Source organism: Streptomyces sp. NPDC030862, assembly GCF_055571835.1.
In genome coordinates this window covers 52,803-73,657 of the sequence record NZ_JBVIEN010000002.1, presented here as the reverse complement: position 1 = coordinate 73,657, position 20,855 = coordinate 52,803, and the positions used below count along the sequence as shown (strand labels likewise).

Here is a 20,855-nt window from a genome sequence, read left to right as displayed (position 1 = left end):
CCTCTCTCAGGTGGTGATCGGCTGTTTCGGGATGTACGGGAGCGGCGACGGGCCCGGCGTCAGGGCCCGCACCGGGATGTCGAGGCGCACCTCGGTGCCGTGGGCCGCGCGGCCCCGGCCGATACGGATGCGGGCGCCGATCGACGCGGCGCGCTCGACCATGCCGACGAGGCCGAAGTGACCGGCCCGCTTGAGTTCGTCGAGGGTCGTGCCGGCCGGGAGGCCGCAGCCGTCGTCGTACACGCTCAGGCGCAGCACCTCGCCGACCACGCCCGCCGAGACGTCGACGTGCGTGGGGTGGGCGTGGCGGTGGGCGTTCTCCATGGCCTCGGAGGCGATGGTGAGCAGCTGCCGGGCGACGATCTGCGGGACCGGCGGCGGGGTCGCGGTGCCGAGGCGCCGGAAGTCGGCGCGTACCGCGTGGCGGCGGGCGAAGTCGGCGGTGCGGGCGGCGAGTTCGGCGAGGACGTCGACGCCGCCGTCGAGCCCGGACTCGCGGCGCAGGTCCGAGAGGAGTTCGCGGGACTCGGCGGCGGCGCGGCGGGCCGAGCGGGCCACCATCTCCGCCTGGCGCTTGAGGGTGGGCGGGTCCATCCGGTCGGCGGAGGCGACCAGCCCGTCGGCCTGGAGGGCGATGCCGTGCAGGGTCTTGGCGACGGAGTCGTGCATCTCGCGGGCGAGGCGGGCCCGTTCCTGCTCGATCGCCTCGTGGACGGCGAGCCGCGCCCGCGCCTCGGTCAGCGCCTGGCTGGCGGCCCCGAAGCCGAGGACCAGGCCCCGCAGCGTACTGCCGACCGCGCCGGTGATGAGGCACAGGCCGGGCAGCAGCAGGGCTCCCGCGCTGAGCGCGACACGGTCGCTGACGCCGTACGCGCCGGCCAGGACGAGCGACTGGCACCCCGCGAAGAAGGCGGCGCCGCGCCAGCCGTAGACCAGGCCCGCCAGCAGCGGCGTACAGATCGTGACGTACGCGAGGGTCGACTCGGGTGACGCCGTCACCAGCAGCAGCGCGCCGAAGAGCATGTCGACGGCGAGGAGGGAGGGGTGGCGCAGCAGGACGGGGCCGAAGCGCTCCCAGTCGCGCAGCAGGGCGTACGAGGCCATGAAGGTGGCGGTGACGGCGGCGACGACCAGCCACATGCCCAGGCCCCCCGCGACATCGCCCAGGGAGAAGGGGACCGCCAGCGCGATCATCGCCATGCGGAAGCCGAAGACCTGGCGGCACATCGCCTGCAGGGCGTTGACCTGGAGCGCGAGGGAAGGGGCGTCCATCAGCTGCCGCCGAACATGTCGTCGAAGTTGACGCCGGACGCGTAGTAGAAGCCGACCGCGATGAGGATCATCGTGCCGGGGAGCATGAAGCTGGTGACGATGAGCGTCGCCTTGGGGACGGCCTTGGCGGCCTTGCGGCGGGCGTTCTGGGCGTCCGTACGGCGCATGTCGTCGGCGATCTGGATGAGCGTGTCGACGATCGGGGCGCCGAGCTCCTCGCCCTGCTGGAGGGCGGAGACGAACATGGACACCTGCTCGGACTGGTTGCGGCGGCGCAGCTGTTCGAAGGCGTCGCGGCGGCTGACGCCCATGTCCATCTGGCGCAGGGTGATGCGCAGCTCGTCGGCCCAGGGGCCCTCGTACTTCTCGGCGACGCGCTCCAGGGCCTGGCGGAAGCCGAGGCCGGCGGAGACGACGACGGCGAGGACGTCGAGGAAGTCGGGGAGGGTGCGTTCGATGTCGTCCTTGCGGCGGCCGATGGCGGACCGGATGACGACGTCGGTCCAGAACCAGCCGTAGACGAAGAGCAGGACGGCGAGGACGAGCTGGCCGTTCATCAGCATGGCGAGCGCGGAGATCGTGCCGAGGCCGGTGTAGACGGCGCGGCGGGCGGCGTACCGGTCGACGGTCATACCGCTGGGGTTGCCGGCCATGTCGAGCTTGCGGCGCACCTTGTCGACGCGCTTGGGGCCCATCATGCGCAGCACGCGCGGGGCGTACCGCATGCCGACGCGGTCGATGGCGGAGCCCGCGGCGGTGGTGCGGGTGGCGCCGACCTCCAGGGCGATGGCGAGGTCGCCGGGGAGTTTGGCGTCGGCGCGGTACATGCGGACGCCGTGGAAGGCGCCGTAGACGGCGAGTCCCGCGATGGCGGCGAGGAGCAGTTCCATGTCCCATCCCCCTAGATGCGTACGCGGGTGAGGCGGTTGATGAGGAAGAAGCCGAGCGCGTACAGGCCGGCGGAGATGATCACGGCGACCTTGCCCGCGAAGGCGCCGGTCATGTCGTCCAGGGCGCCCGCCCGCATGGAGTTGATGAGCATCAGGAAGCCGAGGCCGAGGACGGGCACCATCACGGCCGTGACCTTGACCTGGGAGAGCAGGGTGGAGACCTCGCGCCGGGTCTCCTTGCGCTCCTCCAGGGTCTCGGTGAGGTTGCGGAGCGAGGAGACGATGGTGCCGCCGGCGCGGTTGGAGAGGATGAGGGTGGTGACGAGGACGGTCAGCTCGCGGGAGGGGAGCCGTTCGACGAGGTCGCCCAGCGCGTCGTCGAGGGAGCGGCCGACCGCCAGCTGGTCGGCGACCCGCTTGAGCTCCTCGCCCGCCGGGTCGTCGAGCTCCTCGGCGGCCATGGCGATGGCGGTACGGAGCGCCAGACCGGCCTGGGTGGCGTTGGCGAGGACGCGGGTGAGCTCGGGGAGCTGGTTGATGAAGCCCTCGGTGCGCTTGAGTACCTGCCAGTTGAGGAAGGCGTTGGCGCCCCACAGGCCGATGACGGCCGCGATGAGGCCGAAGAACGGGGCGAAGACCGAGCCGACGATGAAGTACAGCGCAAGCAGCGCGGCGATGACGTAGACGACGTACTCGCCGACCGTCAGGTCCAGGCCCGTGGTGGTGATCTTGCGCTCGATGCGCTTGCCGAGGGTGGTGCGGCGCAGCCGGCGGTCCACGCCCGCGAAGCGACGCCGGCGGCCCGGGAGCGCGAGCTGCCCGGTCTGGGACATGCGCTCCAGGAGGGCCTGCTGGTGGGCCTTGCCCGAGGTGTAGACGTGTACGCCGATGACGGCGGTGAGGCAGGCCAGCAGGGTGACGCCGATCGTCAGGAGGGTGAGGTCAGTCATGTCGCGTGTCCATGTCCGGTGCCTTCGGGGCTCAGAGGGGTGAGGGCTGCGTACGGGTCAGGCGGCCGCCCTGCGCAGGGCCAGCTGCTCCTCGGACTCGGCGACGCCGAAGGCCGCCGGGATCGCCTCGCCCTTCATGTACAGCCGCTCGGCGGTGCCGCGCGGCAGCGGGTAGTACGCGAAGTGGCCGTGGATCCGGCCGTCGGCGGTCATCGGCTGGGCGTGGAAGCGGCAGACGGTCACGATCCGGTACTCCTCGCGGCCGTGCGAGTCGACGACGGCGATCTCGGTGATCTTGCGGGCGCCGTCGGCGTTGCGGGTGAGCTGGACGATGACGTCGACGGCGCTGTTGATCTGGTCCTTGATCGCGACGAACGGGATCTCCACCTCGGACATCGAGCCGAGCGTCTGGAGGCGCATCAGCGCGTCCTCGGCGCTGTTGGCGTGGACGGTGGCGAGCGACCCGTCGTGGCCGGTCGACATCGCCTGGAGCATGTCGAGCGTCTCGCCGCCGCGGACCTCGCCGACGATGATGCGGTCGGGGCGCATACGCAGGGAGTTGCGCACGAGGTCGCGGATGGAGACATGGCCCTTGCCCTCGACGTTCGCGGGGCGGGACTCCAGGGTGATGACGTGGGACTGCTGGAGCTGGAGCTCGGCGGAGTCCTCGATCGTGACGATGCGCTCGCCCTCGGGGATGAGGCCGGAGAGGGCGTTGAGGAGGGTGGTCTTGCCGGTGCCGGTGGCGCCGGAGACGATCACGTTGAACCGAGCCCTGACCAGCCCCGCCAGCAGCATCATCATGTGCTCGTCCAGCGAGCCGAGGGCGATCATCTCCTGGAGCGTGTACGCCCGGGGGAAGCGCCGGATGGTGAGGATGGGGCCGCTGAGCGAGAGCGGCGGGATGATGACGTTGACGCGCTCGCCGCTGGGGAGGCGGGCGTCGACCATCGGGTTCGCCTCGTCCACGCGGCGGTTGACGGTGGAGACGATGCGCTCGATGGTCTGCATCAGCTGCTCGTTGGAGGAGAAGCGGAGCGGGAGCTGTTCGAGCCGGCCGCCGCGCTCCACGAAGACCTGGTCCGGGCCGTTGACCATGATCTCGCTGATGGAGGCGTCCTCCAGGAGCGGTTCGAGGATGCCGAGCCCGAGGGCCTCGTCGACGACGCGCCGGATGAGCTGCGAGCGCTCGACGGTGGAGAGGACCGGGCCCTCGCGGCTGATGATGTGGCCGAGCACCCGCTCCAGGCGGGCACGGCGCTCGGCGGCGGCGAGGGCCGACATCTCGGCGAGGTCGATCTCCTCGAGCAGCTTGGCGCGGTAGACCCCGACGAGGTGGTCGGTCTCGGTGTGGCCCTTCGCCGGCTCCGGGCTGGTGATGCGCGCCCGCAGGCTCATGTGGTCCTCAACTCCCTGAGCTCTCTCAACGGTCCATGGGCATGGTGGTGCTCTTGCGAACGGGGCCGAAGGAGAGTCCGGGCACCACGGAGGGGACCTCGACCCTGGCGGTGACCTGCACTCCGTCACCCGTCCTGGCCTCCTCGAAGGACGCCTCCAGCCAGTCGCTCATCGCCGCCCTCCCCGCCTGCTGGGCGCTGCCCTGGTCGAGCGAGACCGCCCGCGCCGCCGCCCGCGACGCCGTACCCGCCTGCTGGGCCGCGTACACCGCGAGGCCGAGCTGGACGACGGCCATGGCGACGAACAGCAGCAGCCCGAGCATGCCGACGTACTCGATGGCGGCCTGGCCCCGCTCCCTGCCGGAGGTACGCGACGCGCGCACGGTCACCACCCGCTCTCGACCGGTACGGCGGCTTCGCCGGGGATGGTGATCGGCAGGTTGAAGCCGCCGGGGAAGAGGAGCGGGACCTGGACGCGGGCTTCCGCCCGGTAGGTGTCGCCCTCCTCGCGGCAGGCGTAGTCCGCGTCCCACGCTCCCGGCATGTCCTCGGCCGCCGCGGCCCGGCAGGCGTCCTGCCCGCCGACCGTGCCCGCCCGCACGCCCTTGTCCGCCGCGTTCCCGGCCAGCGAGAAGGTGTAGCCGACGAGCGCCGCCTGCCAGAGCAGCGCCAGGGTGATGAGGATCAGCGGCAGCGTGCCGGTGAACTCGACGACCGTCTGTCCCCGGTCATCGAGGCGTGTCCGTGCAAGTGGGAGTGCCATGACTCAACGTGCCCCCTCGGTCCGCCGACGGCGTCGCCGTCGCCCGTCACTTGTTCCTGGTACGAAGCATGCCGATCGAACCCCGGTCGCCCCGGAACTTTCCCTGTTTCTCCACGCCCTCGGGTGCCTTGACCAAGCCGAGCTCGCCGGCCAGCGCCCACATCGCCTGCTTGACCGCCGACTTGGCCTCCAGGTCCTGCATGCGCCCCGCGTCGACCGCCGGCTGGAGCTCCTTGAAGCCGGAGGGCACGGCGGTCCGGGCGACGCGGGTGCCGGTGATGCGTTCGACGAGCGGCGGCTGGATCTCCGTGGCGCGGGTGTGGCGGTTGACCACGGTGACGGTCTCCTCCGCCTTGCGGATCTGGAGCCGGTCCCAGAGCCGCACCATCCGCTTGGCCGCCCGGACCGTGACCACGTCCGGGGTGGTGACCAGCAGCGTGAGGTCGGCCATCTCGATGGCGGCGGCGTTGGCGCCGGTCATGTGGGTGCCGCAGTCGACGACGACGATCTCGTAGCGGTGGCGCAGGGCGCTGACGATCTGGCGTACGGCGCGGTCGTCGACCTCCTCGCCGCGCTCGCCCTCGGCGGGCGCGAGCAGCAGGCCGATGCCCGTCGGGTGGGTGAAGAGCGCGTCCTGGAGCACCCGCGGCGCGACGTCCTGGATGCCGGCGAGGTCGACGACGGAACGCCGGAACTGCACGTCGAGGTACGAGGCGACGTCGCCCGCCTGGAGGTCGAGGTCGGCGAGCGCGGTGTTCTTGCCGGAGGCGCGGGCCGCGAGCGCCAGCTGGACCGCGAGCACCGTCGTGCCGACGCCGCCCTTGGCGCCGCTGACGGTGACGACGGTGCCGCCGGGGCCGGTGAGGGCCTCCGCGGCGCCGTGGCCGAGGTGGCGGCGTACGCCGGTCGACCAGGAGGCGGCCGCCTGGACGCGCTGGGCGAGCTCCTCGTACGACATCGGCAGCCCGACCAGGCCGCGGGCGCCGGAGTCCATGGCGGCCGAGTACAGGCCGGTGCCGGCGTCGGAGGTGACGAGGATGACGCCGACCGCGGGAAAGCGGAGGGCGACCTCCCGGATCAGCTCCAGGGCTGGGACCGGGCCGATCCGTTCGTGGACCAGGACGACTTCGGGCAGCTCGTCGAGTGACTCGGCGGCGAGCCGGGCCAGGGTGTCGAGCAGTGAGGTCGAGTCCCCCACCGGCCCGGCCGGCTCCGCGTCGGGGAGCTGGCTGAGCAGCGTGGTGACGGATCGGGCGGCGTCGGCGTCACCGACGGCCGGGAGGATGCGTGTGGTCATCCGGCCCTCACTTGTTCTTGTCTTCGTCGAGGGTGTACGTGCCGTCGCCGGGCCGCAGGGTGGTCGGGCTGCCGTCCGCGACCAGGGCGAGGCGTACGTGGACGGCGAACGACTCGGCGAACGCGACACGCTGGGCGTCGAGGGTGTTGAGCGCGAAGGTGATGGGCACGGCCTCGGTGGCGCGGCTGCCGCGGTCGTCGCGGCTCGGCTCCAGGGCGGTGAGCTTGCCGACGTCGATGACGCGGGCGTTGGTCACGATGATGCGGGACTCGGCGAGGGCGCCCTTGCCCTTCCCCTCGTCGTCGAAGGTGGCGAAGATGTTGACGAGCGAGCCGGGGGTGATCTTGCCGGCGACGCCGGTGGCGGCGTCGATCATGATGGCGATCTCCTGCTGGCCGTTCTCCAGCGCCGGACGCTTGACGATCATGTCGCTCTGGAGCAGCGAGCCCTTGCGGAGCTGGGTGACGGCGATCTTCCCGTCGAGTACGCCGAGGTCGGTCACGGCGTTGTCGGAGAGCCAGCGCTTGGGCATTTTGATTTTTTCGAACTGGCCCGGCTGGAGAGCCGTATAGGCGGCCACATCCGACTTGACGCGGTACGCGGTCACCTCCGGCCCCACCTTGGAATTCACATCACTGATCACCGAGAGAACTCCGGCGAACGCGCCGAACGCGCAGAGCACGGAGAGGAGGAGCAGAATGACGCCGCGGCGTTGCCGTGAATTCATGGGCAGGACGACCTCGTGGGAGACGGGGGCTGACGAGCGGGCGATTCGGGCGGTCGGTCCGAGCGGTCGATTCAAGCGGTCGATTCGAGCGGTCGACGCGTACGAGCCGAGCCGGTGGTGCGCGTTTACGACCCGTGGCGCATCGGTGTTCCATGGTTCAGGACACCGTCGGGCTGTTGTCGGTTCTCGGGCGGCGCGAGCGGTGCGGAACAGAAACCGCAGCGGTCACCGATGAGTTCGATCCCGCACCAGGTGCACATTTCCCGGCGTACCGAGGAGACCAGCTGGTAGAGCACGGAAACGTCCGGCAGGAACGCCGCGAATTCGATCATCTTCGCCGTGCCCCACCACCTCGGCGAATCGGCCGGCAGCGGGGATTCCTGAACGCCCTGGACCCGCCACGCGGGTGCGAGGACCGCGGTGACCCATTCCGACTGCAACTGCCCTTTGGCGACGAGGAGCTGGGTGCCGAACTCGGGCCCGGCGAGCTCGCCGCCGCCGATCTTCACCAGCTGGGGGTTCGGATGGGCGAGCACCCCGAACTGCGAGCCGGGCACCCACGACTTGGCGTGCGTCTTCAGGCTCACCGGCACCCGGTCCAGCTTGGTCACCGAGTTGAGCAGGGCCCCCGCGTAGATGTAGTGCGCGAGCAGCCGCGCAGCGGAGGCGACGACCCCGGGGCTGAAGTCGAGGACCGACAGCTGGCGCAGTTGGCGTACGAGGACGGCGACGCCCAGCGGCGGCAGGTCGAGCTTGAGCAGCGCGATGCGGTCGCTCTCCAGGACCGAGCGGACGGTGTGCAGCCGCCGCTGGTGCGCGACCGGGATGGACGCCGGGTACAGGGCGATGACGTAACCGTGCTGTTCGACCAGCACCTGCATGTCGGCGAGCGCGGCGTCCAGCGGCTGGCCCTCGGGCGGCGGCAGCACCGCCGCGGGGGGCGTCTGGCGGTCGGTCGGCGGCAGCACCAGATCGGCGCTGGTCACGGCTATTGCGGTCGGCACGCTGGTTCCCCGTTCGGCTCCGGCCACCGGGGTTCCGGCGGGCCGCAGTTACGTACTGCTACGTCGTGCTTCCGTGCTGCTCCTGCAGCAGCACTTTATCCACGTCCTACGTGGCGGAGAACACCTTTCGGCACCCTTGCGGAACCGGAATCGGCGGTGGGCGTCGGCGGGCCCGCCCGTGGCGCGCCCGGGCCCGTACGCCTGGGCCCGGATGGGGGCCCGAGGGCCCACGTCCCCCGCCGGGTCGCTGCGTCATCTCCGCTTCCGGTCATCCGAATCATCCGAACGGGCGACGGGGGCAAGGGGCGGCGCGTATGGAGGTGGCGGTCGCACCGCGAGCCGTACCGGGAGCGGCCGGCCCGCCATCTGGCGGCCGTGCCGGCGGTGCCGGTGGCGGCGCAGGGGCTGAACATGGCGCTGCAGTGGCGGGAGCTCGCGGCGGAGGGGCTGTTCCTGTCGAACGCCGTGCTGGCGGTGGGGTGCGTGGTGCGGGTACGCGGCGGACCAGCTGCCGGAGGACGCGGCCTGACAGCCCGTCATATGACGGCGATCAGTGCCGGAAGTCTTGACAACGCGATTGGTCTGGACCAACTTGGCGGCAGCGGTGGCCACCGTTCTCCGTCCGTACCCCCCACTCCCCCACTCCCCACCGGAGGCAGCAAGTGGACCGCATTCGCGCACGCAGATGGCTCGGGGGCGCGCTCGCGCTCGCCGCCGGGTCCGGGCTGGTGCTCATCGGCGGCGCCGGCACCGCGCAGGCCGCCGACGTCAACGTCGCCAGGAACGCGGGCTTCGAGTCCGGCCTCGCCAACTGGAGCTGCTCGGCGGGCAGCGGCACCACCGTCTCCACCCCCGTGCACGGCGGCACCGCGGCCCTCAAGGCCACGCCGAGCGGACAGGACAACGCGCGCTGCGCCCAGAGCGTGACGGTCAGGCCGAACTCCACGTACACGCTGAGCGCCTGGGTGCAGGGCGGGTACGCGTACCTCGGCGCGAGCGGCACGGGCACCACCGACGTCTCGACCTGGACGCCCGGTGCGGCCGGCTGGCAGCAGCTGACGACCCGCTTCACCACCGGCGCGAACACCACCTCCGTGACGGTCTACACGCACGGCTGGTACGGGCAGTCCGCCTACTACGCCGACGACGTCTCCGTCTTCGGCCCCGACGGCGGCGGGGGCGGCGACCCCGACCCCGTGGTGCCCGCCACCCCGGCCGGGCTCACGGCCGGCGCGGTGACCTCCTCGTCCGTCGCCCTCAGCTGGAACCCCGTCCAGGGCGCCACCGGCTACCACCTCTACCGCGACGGCACCAAGGCCCAGACCGTGACCGGCACGTCGGCGACCGTGACCGGGCTCGCGGCGAACACCTCGTACAGCTTCCAGGTCAGCGCGGTCAACGCCGCCGGCGAGTCGGCCAAGTCGGCGGCCGTGACCGGGAAGACGGCCCCGGGCGGGACCAACCCGAACCCGGCCGTGCCGCGCCACGCCGTGACCGGCTACTGGCAGAACTTCGACAACGGCGCGACCGTGCAGAAGCTGCGCGACGTGCAGGCGCAGTACGACATCATCGCGGTGTCGTTCGCGGACTCGACCGCCACGCCCGGCCAGATCGTCTTCAACCTCGACCCGGCCGTCGGCTACGCCTCGGTCGCCGACTTCAAGGCCGACATCGCCGCGAAGAAGGCCGCCGGCAAGTCGGTGATCATCTCGGTGGGCGGCGAGAAGGGCAACGTCACGATCAACAGCGACGCCTCCGCGACCGCCTTCGCGAACAGCGCGTACGCCCTGATGCAGGAGTACGGCTTCAGCGGGGTCGACATCGACCTGGAGCACGGCATCAACTCCACCTACCTGACGAAGGCGCTGCGCCAGCTGTCGGCCAAGGCCGGGCCCGGCATGGTGCTGACGATGGCGCCGCAGACCATCGACATGCAGAACACCGGGACGGAGTACTTCAAGACGGCCCTGGCCGTGAAGGACATCCTCACGGTGGTCAACATGCAGTACTACAACAGCGGTTCGATGCTCGGCTGCGACGGCAAGGTGTACGCGCAGGGATCGGTGGACTTCCTCACCGCGCTCGCCTGCATCCAGCTGGAGGGCGGCCTCGACCCGTCCCAGGTCGGCCTCGGTGTCCCGGCCTCACCGCGCGGCGCGGGCAGCGGCTACGTCGACCCGTCGGTCGTGAAGAACGCGCTGGACTGCCTGACGCGCGGCACCGGGTGCGGCTCCTTCAAGCCGTCGAAGACGTACCCGGCGCTGCGCGGGGCGATGACCTGGTCCACGAACTGGGACGCGACGGCCGGCAACGCGTGGTCCAACGCGGTGGGCCCGCACGTCCACAACCTGCCGTAACTACCGCCGTCCGGCGAGGTAGTAGTGCAGCACGGGGCCCAGCTCCGCCAGCCACTGGTGGAGCTGGGCCTTGCGGCGCGCGGCGATCCGGCACTCGTAGAGCATGCCACCGGGGTGGCGGACGGCCACCATCAGCACGTGGCCGTGGGGGGCGGGCGCGAAGTGCACGGTCGCGACCGCCTCCCACGGGAAGTCCATGGGGTAGCCGTTGACCTCCAGGCCGACCCCGGAGGCGTCGACGACGACGGAGTTGTGCTTGTCGTGCGCGACGAACTCGGGTCCGCCGGTGGGGTGGAGCGGTGGTACGGGTATCGGGGGGCCGAAGCCCGGAGGGGGCGGCTGGGGCGGCATGCTCATGCCGCAGTTCTACCAGGGGCGTCCCCAGGGGCCCTACCAGGGCAGCTCGCGCACCTGCTGCACGCACAGCACCAGGAACAGCAGGCCCGCCGCGACGAGCATGCCGTTGCTCAGCCAGCCGTTGCGCCACTCGCGCGGCGTACGGTCGGAGTTGAGCAGCCAGACGAGGGTGAGCGCCAGGAACGGCATGAAGAACGCGCCGATCAGGCCGTACACGATCACCAGGCCGAACGGCTGGTCCAGGAAGAGCAGGCTGATCGGCGGGAAGGTCAGCCACAGCAGGTACGCGCGGAACGGCAGCGACTTCTCGCGCGCCACGACGGCGGCGGCTGCGCCCCCACCCCTCCCCTCGCGGAAACGGGCGACGAAGTCGGCGAACATCAGGCTCACGCCGTGCCAGACGCCGATGAGGGAGGTGAAGGAGGTGGCGAAGAAGCCGATCAGGAAGAGCTTGGCGGTGGCGGCGCCGTACCGGTCCTCCAGGACCTTGCCCAGGTCCAGCAGGCCCTTGTCGCCCTTGGTGAGCGCCACGCCCGAGGAGTGCAGCAGCTCGGCGCCGACGAAGAGCATCGCGACGACGAAGATGCCGGTGGTGAGGTAGGCGACCCGGTTGTCGAACCGCATGACCTTGATCCAGCTGATGTCGGTCCAGCCCTTGGCGTTGACCCAGTAGCCGTACGCGGCGAGCGTGATGGTGCCGCCGACGCCGCCGATCAGGCCGAGGGTGTAGATCAGCGAGCCGTCCGGCAGGACGGGCGCGAGGCCGGCGACCGCGTCGCCGAGGTGCGGGGTGACCCGGATGGCGAGGTAGACGGTGACCAGGAACATCACGCCGACCAGGACCGTCATGACCTTCTCGAAGACGGCGTACCGGTTGAACCAGACGAAGACCAGGCCGACGAGGCCGCACAGCACGGCCCACCACTTCAGGTCCATGACGCCCGGGAAGAGCGCGCTCAGCGGCAGCGCGCTGGAGGACATGGCGGCCGCGCCGTAGACGAAGCCCCAGATGGCGACGTAGACGACGAAGTAGACGGTCGTCCAGGCGCCGAGGCTGCGCCAGCCGTCGAAGAGGGTGCGGCCGGTGGCCAGATGCCAGCGGCCGGCGGCCTCGGCGAGCGAGATCTTGACGAGGCAGCCGATGACGGCGGCCCACAGCAGGGTGTAGCCGAACTTGCTGCCCGCGATGAGCGTGGCGATCAGGTCACCGGCGCCGACGCCGGTGGCGGCGACGACGATGCCGGGTCCGATGGAGCGCCAGCTCGCCTTGCGGGGCGGCACCCCGGGGGCACCGGGGGTGCCGGGGGCGCCCTCGCCGGTCCCCTCCGTCCGTGCCGTGTCCGCGTCCGTCATGTCCGGCCACCTTCCCCTCGCGCTCATGTGACGTCAGGTCACGTAACCGGGTGCGGGGTGATCGCGCAAGGGGCCGTGCGGGGTGAGGCGGCGCCGGCCGGCGGAGCGACCTTGGCCGGACTCAGGCTCTTGACGCGGTCATGCCACGGCCGCACGATGCCTCGCACGGGGAGAGCCACCCCGTACCCCCCACCCAGGAGACTCAGCATGCGACTTCGCATACGCGGCTCACGCGGCAGAAGGTCCGCCACCCTCACGGCCCTGCTGGCGCTCGCCGTCGTCGTGCCCCTCGGCGCCGCGACCGGCACCGGAACCGACGCACCGGCCGCCCCCGCCGCCACCGCGGAGGAGGTCGTCCGGCAGTACGAGATCCACGGCCCGTCCACCCCCGCCGAGCGCACCGCCCTCGCCGCCACCGGCGTCTCGATCGACGAGGCCGACTCCCACGCGGTCGTCGTCAGCGCCACCGCCGACCAGGCGCGCCGCCTGCGCGCCCTGGGCCACAAGCTGGAGGTCCTGCCCGGGCCGCCCGACCGGAGCGGCGGCAAGGCGTCCGGCACCTCCCTCGGCGCCCTGGACTTCCCCTCCGCCGACTCGCGCTACCACAACTACGCCGAGATGAACGCGGAGATCACCCAGCGGCTCCAGCAGTACCCGAACATCATGAGCCGCCGCGTCATCGGCAAGAGCTACCAGGGCCGCGACATCGTCGCCATCAAGATCAGCGACAACGTGGCGACGGACGAGAACGAGCCCGAGATCCTCTTCACCCACCACCAGCACGCGCGCGAGCACCTCACCGTCGAGATGGCGCTCTACCTGCTGCGCGAGCTCGGCGCGGGCTACGGCTCCGACTCCCGGATCACCAGCGCCGTCAACAACCGCGAGATCTGGATCGTGCCCGACCTCAACCCGGACGGCGGCGAGTACGACATCGCCTCCGGCTCCTACCGCAGCTGGCGCAAGAACCGCCAGCCCAACGCCGGCTCCACGTCCGTCGGCACGGACATGAACCGCAACTGGAACTTCAAGTGGGGCTGCTGCGGCGGCTCCTCCGGCTCGTACGGCTCCGAGACCTACCGCGGCTCGGCCCCCGAGTCCGCGCCCGAGGTGAAGGTCGTCGCCGACTTCGTACGCTCCCGGGTCGTCGGCGGCAAGCAGCAGATCAAGGCGGGCATCGACTTCCACACGTACAGCGAGCTGGTGCTCTGGCCGTACGGCTACACGTACAACGACACCGCCCCCGGCCTGACCCAGGACGACCGCGACGCCTTCGCGGCGGTCGGCCGCAAGATGGCCGCGAGCAACGGCTACACGCCGCAGCAGTCGAGCGACCTCTACGTCACGGACGGGTCGATCGACGACTACCTGTGGGGTGCGCACAAGATCTTCGGCTACACCTTCGAGATGTACCCGCGCGGCTCGAGCGGCGGCGGCTTCTACCCGCCGGACGAGGTGATCGAGCGGGAGACCAGCCGCAACCGCGACGCGGTGCTGCAGCTGATCGAGAACGCGGACTGCATGTACCGCTCGATCGGCAAGGAGCAGCAGTACTGCGCGTAGGCGTCTGAGACCGCCGTGGCACGGACTTCCCTGCCGTGCCACGGCGGTTCCGTGCGTGTCAGCCCAGGACGGCCAGGGCGTCGATCTCGATGAGCAGGCCGGCGGGGAGGCCGACGTAAACCGTGGTGCGGGCCGCCGGGGGTGCCTTCAGGTCCTTGAAGTACGCGTTGTAGATCTCGTTCATCTCGGCGAAGTGGTCCGTGTCGGTGAGGTAGACGCGGATCATGATCACGTCCTCCCAGCTCGCCCCGCCTTCGGTGAGGACCGCCTCGACGTTGGCCAGCGTCTGCAGGGTCTGCTCGCGCAGGGTGGGGCCCGCGACGGTCGGGGGTTCGCCCTCGACGGCCGGCAGGAAGCCGACCTGGCCTGCCACCTGGAGGATGCTGCCCTTGCGGACGCCGTGCGAGAAGGCGGCGGGCGGCGCGGTGTGGGTCGGGGGCGTGATCGCGGTCTTCTCGGTCATGCGGCGTCCTTCGGGGTCGGAGTCGGGGTCGTGGTGCCGGAGTAGTCCCGCGTGACGGCGTCGGCGGTGCGGCGCACCAGCGGGAGGAGGGCGAGGAGTTCGTCGGCGGTGACGACGACGTTCGGGGCGGAGATCGACATGGCGGCCACGACGCGGCCGTCGGCGCCGCGGACGGGCGCCGCGACACAGTTGATGGACTCCTCGTGGCCGCCGAGGTCGGTGGCCCAGCCCTGTTCGCGTACGGTCGCGAGCTCCTTGAGGAAGGCCGCGGCGTTGGGGATCGAACGCGCCGTGTACATGGGGTAGTCGAGCTTGGCGGCGACGGCGCGGCGCTCCGGCTCGGGGAGGTCGGCGAGGAGCAGCTTGGCGACGGCGGCGACGGTGATCGCGACGGGCTTGCCGATCCGCGAGTACATGCGGACCGGGTAGCGGCTCTCGACCTTGTCGAGGTAGAGCACCTCGCCGTCCTCGTACACGGCGAGGTGCACGGTGTGCCCAGTCCGCTCACCGAGCCGTACGAGGTGGGGGTGGGCGATCTCGCGGACGTCGAGGCTCTCGACGGCCTCCTGCGCGAGCGCGAAGAGCCGGGCGCCGAGGCGGTAGCGCTGGTCCTGCTGGCGGTAGACCAGGCCGTGCTCGTGGAGCGTGCGCAGCAGGCGCAGGGCGGTGGACTTGTGCACGCCGAGGGCGTCCGCGACCTGCCCGAGGTCGGCGGGGCCGCGCGCGAGCAGCGGCAGGATGCTGAGCGCGCGGTCGACGGTCTGGCTCATGGCGTGCGTGCCTCCTGGTCGTTCCCGGTTCCGTTTCCCGGCCGCGGCCGCGGCCCCGGCCTCGGCCCCGTCGCCGTCCAGCCCGGGCCGAGGTGCAGTCTCCCCCAGGCGGCGTCGTCGAGCTCCACGAGCCGGTCCGCGTACGCGGTGGCGGGCGGCGCGCCGACGTCTCCCGGCACGGTGAGCGCGGCGGCGGCCATCAGGTGCCCGTGGCGCAGGCGCCGGCGCATGTCGAGGCCGCGGAGGGTGGCGGCGAGGAAGCCGGCGGCGAAGGCGTCGCCGGCGCCGGTGGGGGCGACGACGTCGACGCGGGGCGCGGGGACGTGGGTGTGGCCGCTGCGCGTGTCAGCCCGTCCGGCGTGTGAGGACACGCGCGCAGCGCGTACGGGGTCCGGGGCGCAGCCCCGGTTACGGGAAGGGGCGGGGTGGGGAACAAGCCCCGCGCAGCGGCTGAACGCCACTGCACCGCCCGCGCCCTGCTTCACGACCACCACGCACGGCTCCGGCAGCGCTTCCCGGATCGCCGCCGCACCCCGCAGGCCCCACACCGCCTCCGCCTCGTCCTCGCCGACGAAGACGAGATCCGCGCCGCGCGCCAGCTCCAGGAGGACGCCCGGGGCCACAGACAGCGCCGGCCGGTGGTTGACGTCGAAGGAGACGAGCGGGCGGCCGGGCCACCGCCCGGTGAGGCCGCGCAGCAGAGCGAGGCAGCCGTCCGACAGCGCGGCCGTGATGCCGGACAGGTGGAGGACGCGGGCCGGGCGGAGGTCGTCGTGGGGCACGGTCTCCGGGGACATCGCGGAGGCGGCGGACCCGGCGCGGTAGTAGACGACCTCGTGTTCCGCCGCCGCGCGGTCGGTGGCCGTGCGGAAGTACACGCCCGTCGGGCGGTGCGGGTCGCGGCGTACGGCCCCGGTGTCGACGCCGTACGCCGCGATGGCCGCGACCAGGTGGTCGCCGAAGCCGTCGGTGCCGACCCGGCTCACCCAGCGGACGCGGTGCCCGGTGGCGGCCAGCGCGCAGGCGACGTTGGACTCGGCGCCGCCGATGGCGCGGGTGAAGGAGGGGACGTCGGCGAGCGGGCCCGGCCGGGAGGGCAGGAAGGTGACCAGGGACTCGCCGAGGCAGACGACATCGGTATCGGCATCGGCATCGGTCACGCTGGGGGCTCCTCACGGGCCACGCGCATCCGGGTCCATTGACCCGGCGTTGAGCCGGATGTTAGACAGCGGCAAACGGCATACGCAACGAGCATTGCGCACCACGCAACGCTACTCCAGCAGGAGGAGGGGCCCGCATGACGGACGACCTCAAGGACGAGCGCGTCGACCACCGCTTCAAGGGGCTGCCGGTCGACGCCGAGGGCCTGACCGTCGGCGCGCTGGCGGCCCAGCGCCGCAACCTCTTCACCGGCGGCTTCACCACGCCCGTCCTCGCGCTCTCCGCCGAGTCCGTCGCGCACAACCTCGCGCTCCTGGAGGCGTACTCCGAGCGGCACGGCCTCGCCTTCGCCCCGCACGGCAAGACGTCCATGGCGCCGCACCTCTTCGACCGCCAGATCGCCCACGGCGCCTGGGGCATCACGGCGGCGGTGCCGCACCAGGCGCGCGTGTACCGGGCGTTCGGCGTGCGGCGGATCTTCCTCGCCAACGAGCTCGTCGACGCCGCCGCCCTGCGCTGGCTGGCGCGGGAGCTCGCCGACGACCCGGACTTCCACTTCGTCTGCTACGTCGATTCGGTACGCGGCGTCGAGCTCATGGAGGAGGCGCTCGACTCCACGGCACGCCCCGTCGACGTCGTCGTCGAGCTCGGCGCGGGCGACGGCGCGCGCACCGGGGCGCGTACGGAGGAGGACTGCGCCGCCGTCGCCGACGCCGTCGCCGGGGCCCGCCACCTGCGCCTGGTCGGTGTCGCGGGTTACGAGGGCGAGGTGCCGGACGCCACGCCGGAGACCGTACGGGCCTGGCTGCGCCGGCTGACCGGGCTCGCGGTCGACTTCGACAAGGCGGGGCGCTTCCCCGCAGACCTGGACGAGATCGTGGTCAGCGCGGGCGGCAGCGCCTGGTTCGACACGGTGGCCGAGGTCTTCGCCGAGCTGCCGCCGCTGTCCCGCCCGGTCCTGAAGCTGCTGCGCTCGGGCGCGTACGTGTCGCACGACGACGGCCAGTACCGCAACCTCACCCCGTTCAACCGCGTGCCCGAGGAGGGCGCCCTCCAGCCCGCCTTCCGCCTCTGGGCGCAGGTGGTGTCCCGGCCCACGCCGGAGCAGGCCTTCGTCAACGCGGGCAAGCGGGACGCGGCGTACGACCTGCACCTCCCCGAGGCGCAGGTGGTGCGCTCGGCGCGCGACGGGTCGGTGCGGCCCGCGGCCGGGATCACGGTGACGCGCCTGTCGGACCAGCACGCGTGGCTGGAGACGACGGCGGAGGCGGCGGAGCTGGAGGTGGGCGACTGGGTCGGCATGGGCCTGTCGCACCCGTGCACCATCTTCGACAAGTGGCAGCTGATCCCGCTGGTGGAGGCGGACGGCACGGTGGTCGACTACATCCGGACGTTCTTCTAGAGCGGCCCGGCGGCCATGGACCTCGTCATACGCGGCGCACGCGTCGTCGACGGCACCGGCGGCCCGTCGTACCGCGCCGACGTCGGCGTCACCGGCGGCCGTGTCGCGGCCCTGCGCCGTGCCGGTGACCCGGCGCTGTCGGGGCGGCGCACGCTGGACGCGCACGGGCTGGCGCTCGCGCCCGGTTTCATCGACATGCACGCCCACAGCGACCTCGCCCTCCTGCGCGACCCGGACCACAGCGCGAAGGCGGCGCAGGGCGTCACGCTCGAAGTGCTGGGCCAGGACGGCCTGTCGTACGCGCCGGTCGACGACCGCACGCTCGACGGGGTCCGCACGGCCATCGCGGGGTGGAACGGCGACGGCTCCGACATCGCCTTCGACTGGCGGAGCGTCGGCGAGTACCTCGACCGCCTGGACCGCAACTTCGGCGGCCAGGGCATCGCCGTCAACGCCGCGTACCTGATCCCGCAGGGGACGGTCCGCGCGTACGCCATGGGCTGGAACGACCGGCCGCCCACCGACGCCGAACTCACCCGGATGAGGGAGCTGGTGGCACGGGGCCTGGAGGAGGGCGCCGTCGGCCTGTCGTCCGGGCTGACCTACACGCCGGGGATGTACGCGCGCGACGCCGAACTGACGGCGCTGTGCCGGGTGGTGGCGGCGTACGGCGGCTACTACTGCCCGCACCACCGCAGTTACGGCGCCGGGGCGCTGCGGGCGTACGAGGAGATGATCGCGGTCACGCGCGAGGCGGGCTGCGCGCTGCACCTGGCGCACGCCACGCTCAACTTCCGCGTCAACGAGGGCCGGGCGCCGGAGCTGCTGGCGCTCCTGGACGCGGCGCTGGCCGAGGGCGCGGACATCACCCTCGACACGTACCCGTACACGCCCGGCTGTACGACGCTGGTGGCGCTGCTGCCGAGCTGGGCGAGCGAGGGCGGGCCGGCGGCGACGCTGGCGCGGCTGCGCGACGAGGCGACCGCCGCCCGGATCCGGCACGGCCTCGAAGTGGCCGGCTCGGACGGCTGCCACGGGGTGCCGGTCGAGTGGGACACCGTCGAGATCTCGGGCGTCGGCGACCCGGCGCTCGCCGGGCACGTCGGCCGTACGATCCGGCAGTCGGCGGCCGCACGCGGCGAGGAGCCGTGGACGACGGCCCGCCGCCTGCTGCTCGCGGACCGGCTCGCCCCCACGATCCTGCAGCACGTCGGCCACGAGGAGAACGTCCGCGCGATCATGCGCCACCGCACGCACACGGGCGGCTCGGACGGCATCCTGCGCGGCGCCAAGCCGCATCCGCGCGCATACGGCACGTTCCCGCACTACCTGGGGCGGTACGCGCGCGAGCTGAGCGTGCTCTCCCTGGAGGAGGCGGTCGCCCACCTCACCGGCCGCCCCGCGGCCCGGCTCCGGCTCGCCGACCGGGGCCTGGTGCGCGAGGGCTACCGCGCCGACCTGGTGCTCTTCGACCCGGCCACGGTCGCGGCCGGCGCCACCTTCGAGGCCCCGCGCACCGCCCCGACGGGCATCCCGTACGTCCTGATCGACGGCCGCTTCGTCATCGCGGACGGCCGCCGCACGGACGTCCTGGCGGGGCGGTCGGTGCGGCGGGCGAGGCACTGACCGGCGCGCGCCGCTCCCGGCGCACCAGCCAGGCCCCGCCCACGCACACGAGCCCCGCCAGGACGAAGCCGTACGCCGGGGTGTGCCCCGACGGCTGGGTCTCGTACGGCAGGGCGGCCGACAGGATCGCGAGGGCGGGGACGATCCGGCTGTCGGGCGTGGCGGTGGCGGCGAGCGCGGTCACGCTCCACAGGAGGTACCAGGGCTGCACCACCGGCGAGAGGGCGACCAGGGCGAGGAGCGCGAGGCCCAGGGCGTGCGCGGGGTGGAGGTGGCCGCGCAGGGAGCGCCAGGCCAGGTACGCGATGAGCGCGAGCGCGGTGGCGAGGCCGAGCTGTTGGACGGCGGCCTTGACCGGGGCGGGGTCGGTGCCCGCGAGGAGGTGCAGCGCATGGCCGAGACCGAGGCCGAGGTCGCTGGTGGCGGACAGGGCGGTGTGGATCGTCCCGGCGACGCCCTGGGTGCGGAGCCAGCCGAAGCCGGTGCCCGTCAGCAGCGTCGCGGCGACGGCGACCGCCGCGGCGACCAGGCCGGGGGCCAGCAGGCCCGTGGCGAGGCGCCGGGCGCGGGGGCCCGCCGCCGTGCGGGCGACGATCACGCCGATGAAGAGCAGCGCCACGGCGGCCGGTGACTTGACCATGGCGGCGAGGCCGACGAGCGCGCTGCCGAGGATCCAGCGGCCGCGCAGGGCGCACACCACGCCCGCCAGCATCAGGGCGATCATCAGGCCGTCGTTGTGGACGCCGCCCACGACGTGGATCAGCAGCAGCGGGTTGAGCGCGCCGAGCCAGAGCGCACCGCTCTCGCCGGCGCCCCGCTCCCGGGCGAGGCTCCGCAGCGCCCACACGGTCAGCGCGAGGGCGCCGACGGCGATCAGCCGCAGGCCGAGGACGGCCGGCACGATCGTTCCGCCGGTCGCCCAGGTCACCGCCTGGGCGAGCACCAGGAAGACCGGGCCGTACGGCGCCGGGGTGTCGGTCCAGTGCCCGCCGACACTCGCCGCCGCGTCTCCGCCGAGCCCGCCGGGGTCGAGCACCGAGGGCCCGGCGCCGTAGACGTCGTGGCCTTCGAGGACCATCGCGCCCTGGGCGATGTAGCTGTAGGCGTCGGCGCTGTAGAGCGGCGGCGCGAGCAGCAGCGGCCCGGCCCACCAGGCCAGTGTGCGGAGGGTCTCGCGTACGGGCACCTCGCGGGCGCCGCGCCCGTACCCCCACCAGGCGGCGATGAGCAGCGTGAGTCCGGCGTACGCGAGGAGGGCGGCGGCCACGGTCGTCGCGGTGCCGTGCGCCACCCACAGGCCCCACGGGTCGCGCGCGGGCAGCGATCCGGCCGCCCAGCCGCCCGCAGCCACCGCGACCGCCCCGGCCGCACCCAGTCGGCGGTACCCGACCGCGCTCATCTGCCCCATGACCGGCCAGCCTAGGGGGTGGCGGTGGGGCTCCCGCTTCGGAGCAGCCACGGTTGCGGGGAGCGCCCGGCCGCCTACCGTGAGTGGTGATCCAC

The 20,855-nt window shown here is 72.6% G+C and carries 19 protein-coding genes; 4 read left to right on the top strand and 15 right to left on the bottom strand.

Annotation, left to right across the window (positions count from 1 at the left end; all coding sequences use genetic code 11):
• Positions 1 to 6 precede the first annotated feature (6 nt).
• From ACZ42X_RS04570 to ACZ42X_RS04530, 9 genes are all read right to left on the bottom strand, one after another.
• Positions 7 to 1,272 carry a sensor histidine kinase gene (locus tag ACZ42X_RS04570; protein ID WP_468284269.1) on the bottom strand — a complete coding sequence of 422 codons (1,266 nt, stop codon included), beginning with the start codon at positions 1,270 to 1,272 and terminating at the stop codon, positions 7 to 9.
• A complete protein-coding gene (locus ACZ42X_RS04565) occupies positions 1,272 to 2,162 on the bottom strand; it encodes a DUF5936 domain-containing protein (RefSeq protein WP_468284267.1) in 891 nt (296 codons plus the stop codon). Before ACZ42X_RS04565 ends, ACZ42X_RS04570 begins: the two co-directional genes overlap by 1 nt.
• 11 nt (positions 2,163 to 2,173) lie before the next feature.
• Positions 2,174 to 3,112 (bottom strand): type II secretion system F family protein, encoded by a 939-nt coding sequence (locus ACZ42X_RS04560; RefSeq protein ID WP_468284265.1) that lies wholly within the window; start codon positions 3,110 to 3,112, stop codon positions 2,174 to 2,176.
• Between the two features lie 57 nt (positions 3,113 to 3,169).
• Complete coding sequence (locus tag ACZ42X_RS04555) at positions 3,170 to 4,510, bottom strand: CpaF family protein (protein WP_468284263.1); 1,341 nt, start codon at positions 4,508 to 4,510, stop codon at positions 3,170 to 3,172.
• Positions 4,511 to 4,535: 25 nt separating this feature from the next.
• Complete coding sequence (locus tag ACZ42X_RS04550) at positions 4,536 to 4,898, bottom strand: TadE/TadG family type IV pilus assembly protein (RefSeq protein WP_468284261.1); 363 nt, start codon at positions 4,896 to 4,898, stop codon at positions 4,536 to 4,538.
• The gene (locus ACZ42X_RS04545) at positions 4,895 to 5,272 is read right to left on the bottom strand and encodes a TadE/TadG family type IV pilus assembly protein (protein WP_468284259.1); all 378 of its coding nucleotides are present in this window, start codon (positions 5,270 to 5,272) and stop codon (positions 4,895 to 4,897) included. The genes ACZ42X_RS04550 and ACZ42X_RS04545 overlap by 4 nt, the downstream gene beginning before the upstream one ends.
• Before the next feature lie 46 nt (positions 5,273 to 5,318).
• Positions 5,319 to 6,569: an AAA family ATPase gene (locus ACZ42X_RS04540; RefSeq protein ID WP_468284257.1), complete on the bottom strand. Its 1,251-nt coding sequence runs from the start codon at positions 6,567 to 6,569 to the stop codon at positions 5,319 to 5,321.
• A gap of 7 nt (positions 6,570 to 6,576) precedes the next feature.
• Positions 6,577 to 7,296 (bottom strand): Flp pilus assembly protein CpaB, encoded by a 720-nt coding sequence (cpaB, locus tag ACZ42X_RS04535; RefSeq protein ID WP_468284255.1) that lies wholly within the window; start codon positions 7,294 to 7,296, stop codon positions 6,577 to 6,579.
• A gap of 125 nt (positions 7,297 to 7,421) precedes the next feature.
• The gene (locus ACZ42X_RS04530; protein WP_468284253.1) at positions 7,422 to 8,300 is read right to left on the bottom strand and encodes a hypothetical protein; all 879 of its coding nucleotides are present in this window, start codon (positions 8,298 to 8,300) and stop codon (positions 7,422 to 7,424) included.
• 662 nt (positions 8,301 to 8,962) lie between these two features.
• Here ACZ42X_RS04530 and ACZ42X_RS04525 point away from each other — a divergent pair.
• Positions 8,963 to 10,657 (top strand): chitinase, encoded by a 1,695-nt coding sequence (locus ACZ42X_RS04525; RefSeq protein WP_468284251.1) that lies wholly within the window; start codon positions 8,963 to 8,965, stop codon positions 10,655 to 10,657.
• Here the strand turns inward: ACZ42X_RS04525 and ACZ42X_RS04520 are convergent, their stop codons facing one another.
• Together ACZ42X_RS04520 and ACZ42X_RS04515 are read right to left on the bottom strand one after the other, a co-directional pair.
• Positions 10,658 to 11,014: a hypothetical protein gene (locus ACZ42X_RS04520; protein ID WP_361427824.1), complete on the bottom strand. Its 357-nt coding sequence runs from the start codon at positions 11,012 to 11,014 to the stop codon at positions 10,658 to 10,660. It lies immediately after the preceding gene.
• 33 nt (positions 11,015 to 11,047) lie between these two features.
• Positions 11,048 to 12,367: an Nramp family divalent metal transporter gene (locus tag ACZ42X_RS04515; protein ID WP_468284249.1), complete on the bottom strand. Its 1,320-nt coding sequence runs from the start codon at positions 12,365 to 12,367 to the stop codon at positions 11,048 to 11,050.
• 207 nt (positions 12,368 to 12,574) lie between these two features.
• On the opposite strand from ACZ42X_RS04515, the gene ACZ42X_RS04510 reads away from it, so the two are divergent.
• Entirely contained in the window at positions 12,575 to 13,930 is a 1,356-nt protein-coding gene (locus ACZ42X_RS04510) for a M14 family metallopeptidase (protein ID WP_468284247.1), read from the top strand.
• A gap of 58 nt (positions 13,931 to 13,988) precedes the next feature.
• Here the strand turns inward: ACZ42X_RS04510 and ACZ42X_RS04505 are convergent, their stop codons facing one another.
• From ACZ42X_RS04505 to ACZ42X_RS04495, 3 genes are read right to left on the bottom strand one after another with little or no spacing between them, the layout of a single operon-like run.
• Complete coding sequence (locus tag ACZ42X_RS04505) at positions 13,989 to 14,393, bottom strand: RidA family protein (protein ID WP_468284245.1); 405 nt, start codon at positions 14,391 to 14,393, stop codon at positions 13,989 to 13,991.
• On the bottom strand, positions 14,390 to 15,163 hold the full coding sequence (locus tag ACZ42X_RS04500) for an IclR family transcriptional regulator (protein WP_468284243.1): 774 nt from the start codon (positions 15,161 to 15,163) through the stop codon (positions 14,390 to 14,392). The genes ACZ42X_RS04505 and ACZ42X_RS04500 overlap by 4 nt, the downstream gene beginning before the upstream one ends.
• Positions 15,160 to 16,323: a sugar kinase gene (locus ACZ42X_RS04495; protein ID WP_468284241.1), complete on the bottom strand. Its 1,164-nt coding sequence runs from the start codon at positions 16,321 to 16,323 to the stop codon at positions 15,160 to 15,162. Before ACZ42X_RS04495 ends, ACZ42X_RS04500 begins: the two co-directional genes overlap by 4 nt.
• A gap of 137 nt (positions 16,324 to 16,460) precedes the next feature.
• On the opposite strand from ACZ42X_RS04495, the gene ACZ42X_RS04490 reads away from it, so the two are divergent.
• Together ACZ42X_RS04490 and ACZ42X_RS04485 are read left to right on the top strand one after the other, a co-directional pair.
• Positions 16,461 to 17,726 carry an alanine racemase gene (locus tag ACZ42X_RS04490; protein ID WP_468284239.1) on the top strand — a complete coding sequence of 422 codons (1,266 nt, stop codon included), beginning with the start codon at positions 16,461 to 16,463 and terminating at the stop codon, positions 17,724 to 17,726.
• A 15-nt stretch (positions 17,727 to 17,741) separates the two neighbouring features.
• Complete coding sequence (locus tag ACZ42X_RS04485) at positions 17,742 to 19,352, top strand: N-acyl-D-amino-acid deacylase family protein (protein ID WP_468284237.1); 1,611 nt, start codon at positions 17,742 to 17,744, stop codon at positions 19,350 to 19,352.
• On the opposite strand, the gene mptB is transcribed toward ACZ42X_RS04485, so the two are convergent.
• Positions 19,288 to 20,760 (bottom strand): polyprenol phosphomannose-dependent alpha 1,6 mannosyltransferase MptB, encoded by a 1,473-nt coding sequence (gene mptB, locus ACZ42X_RS04480; RefSeq protein WP_468284235.1) that lies wholly within the window; start codon positions 20,758 to 20,760, stop codon positions 19,288 to 19,290. The two genes, ACZ42X_RS04485 and mptB, sit on opposite strands and share 65 nt — an antisense overlap.
• Between the last annotated feature and the right edge of the window lie 95 nt (positions 20,761 to 20,855).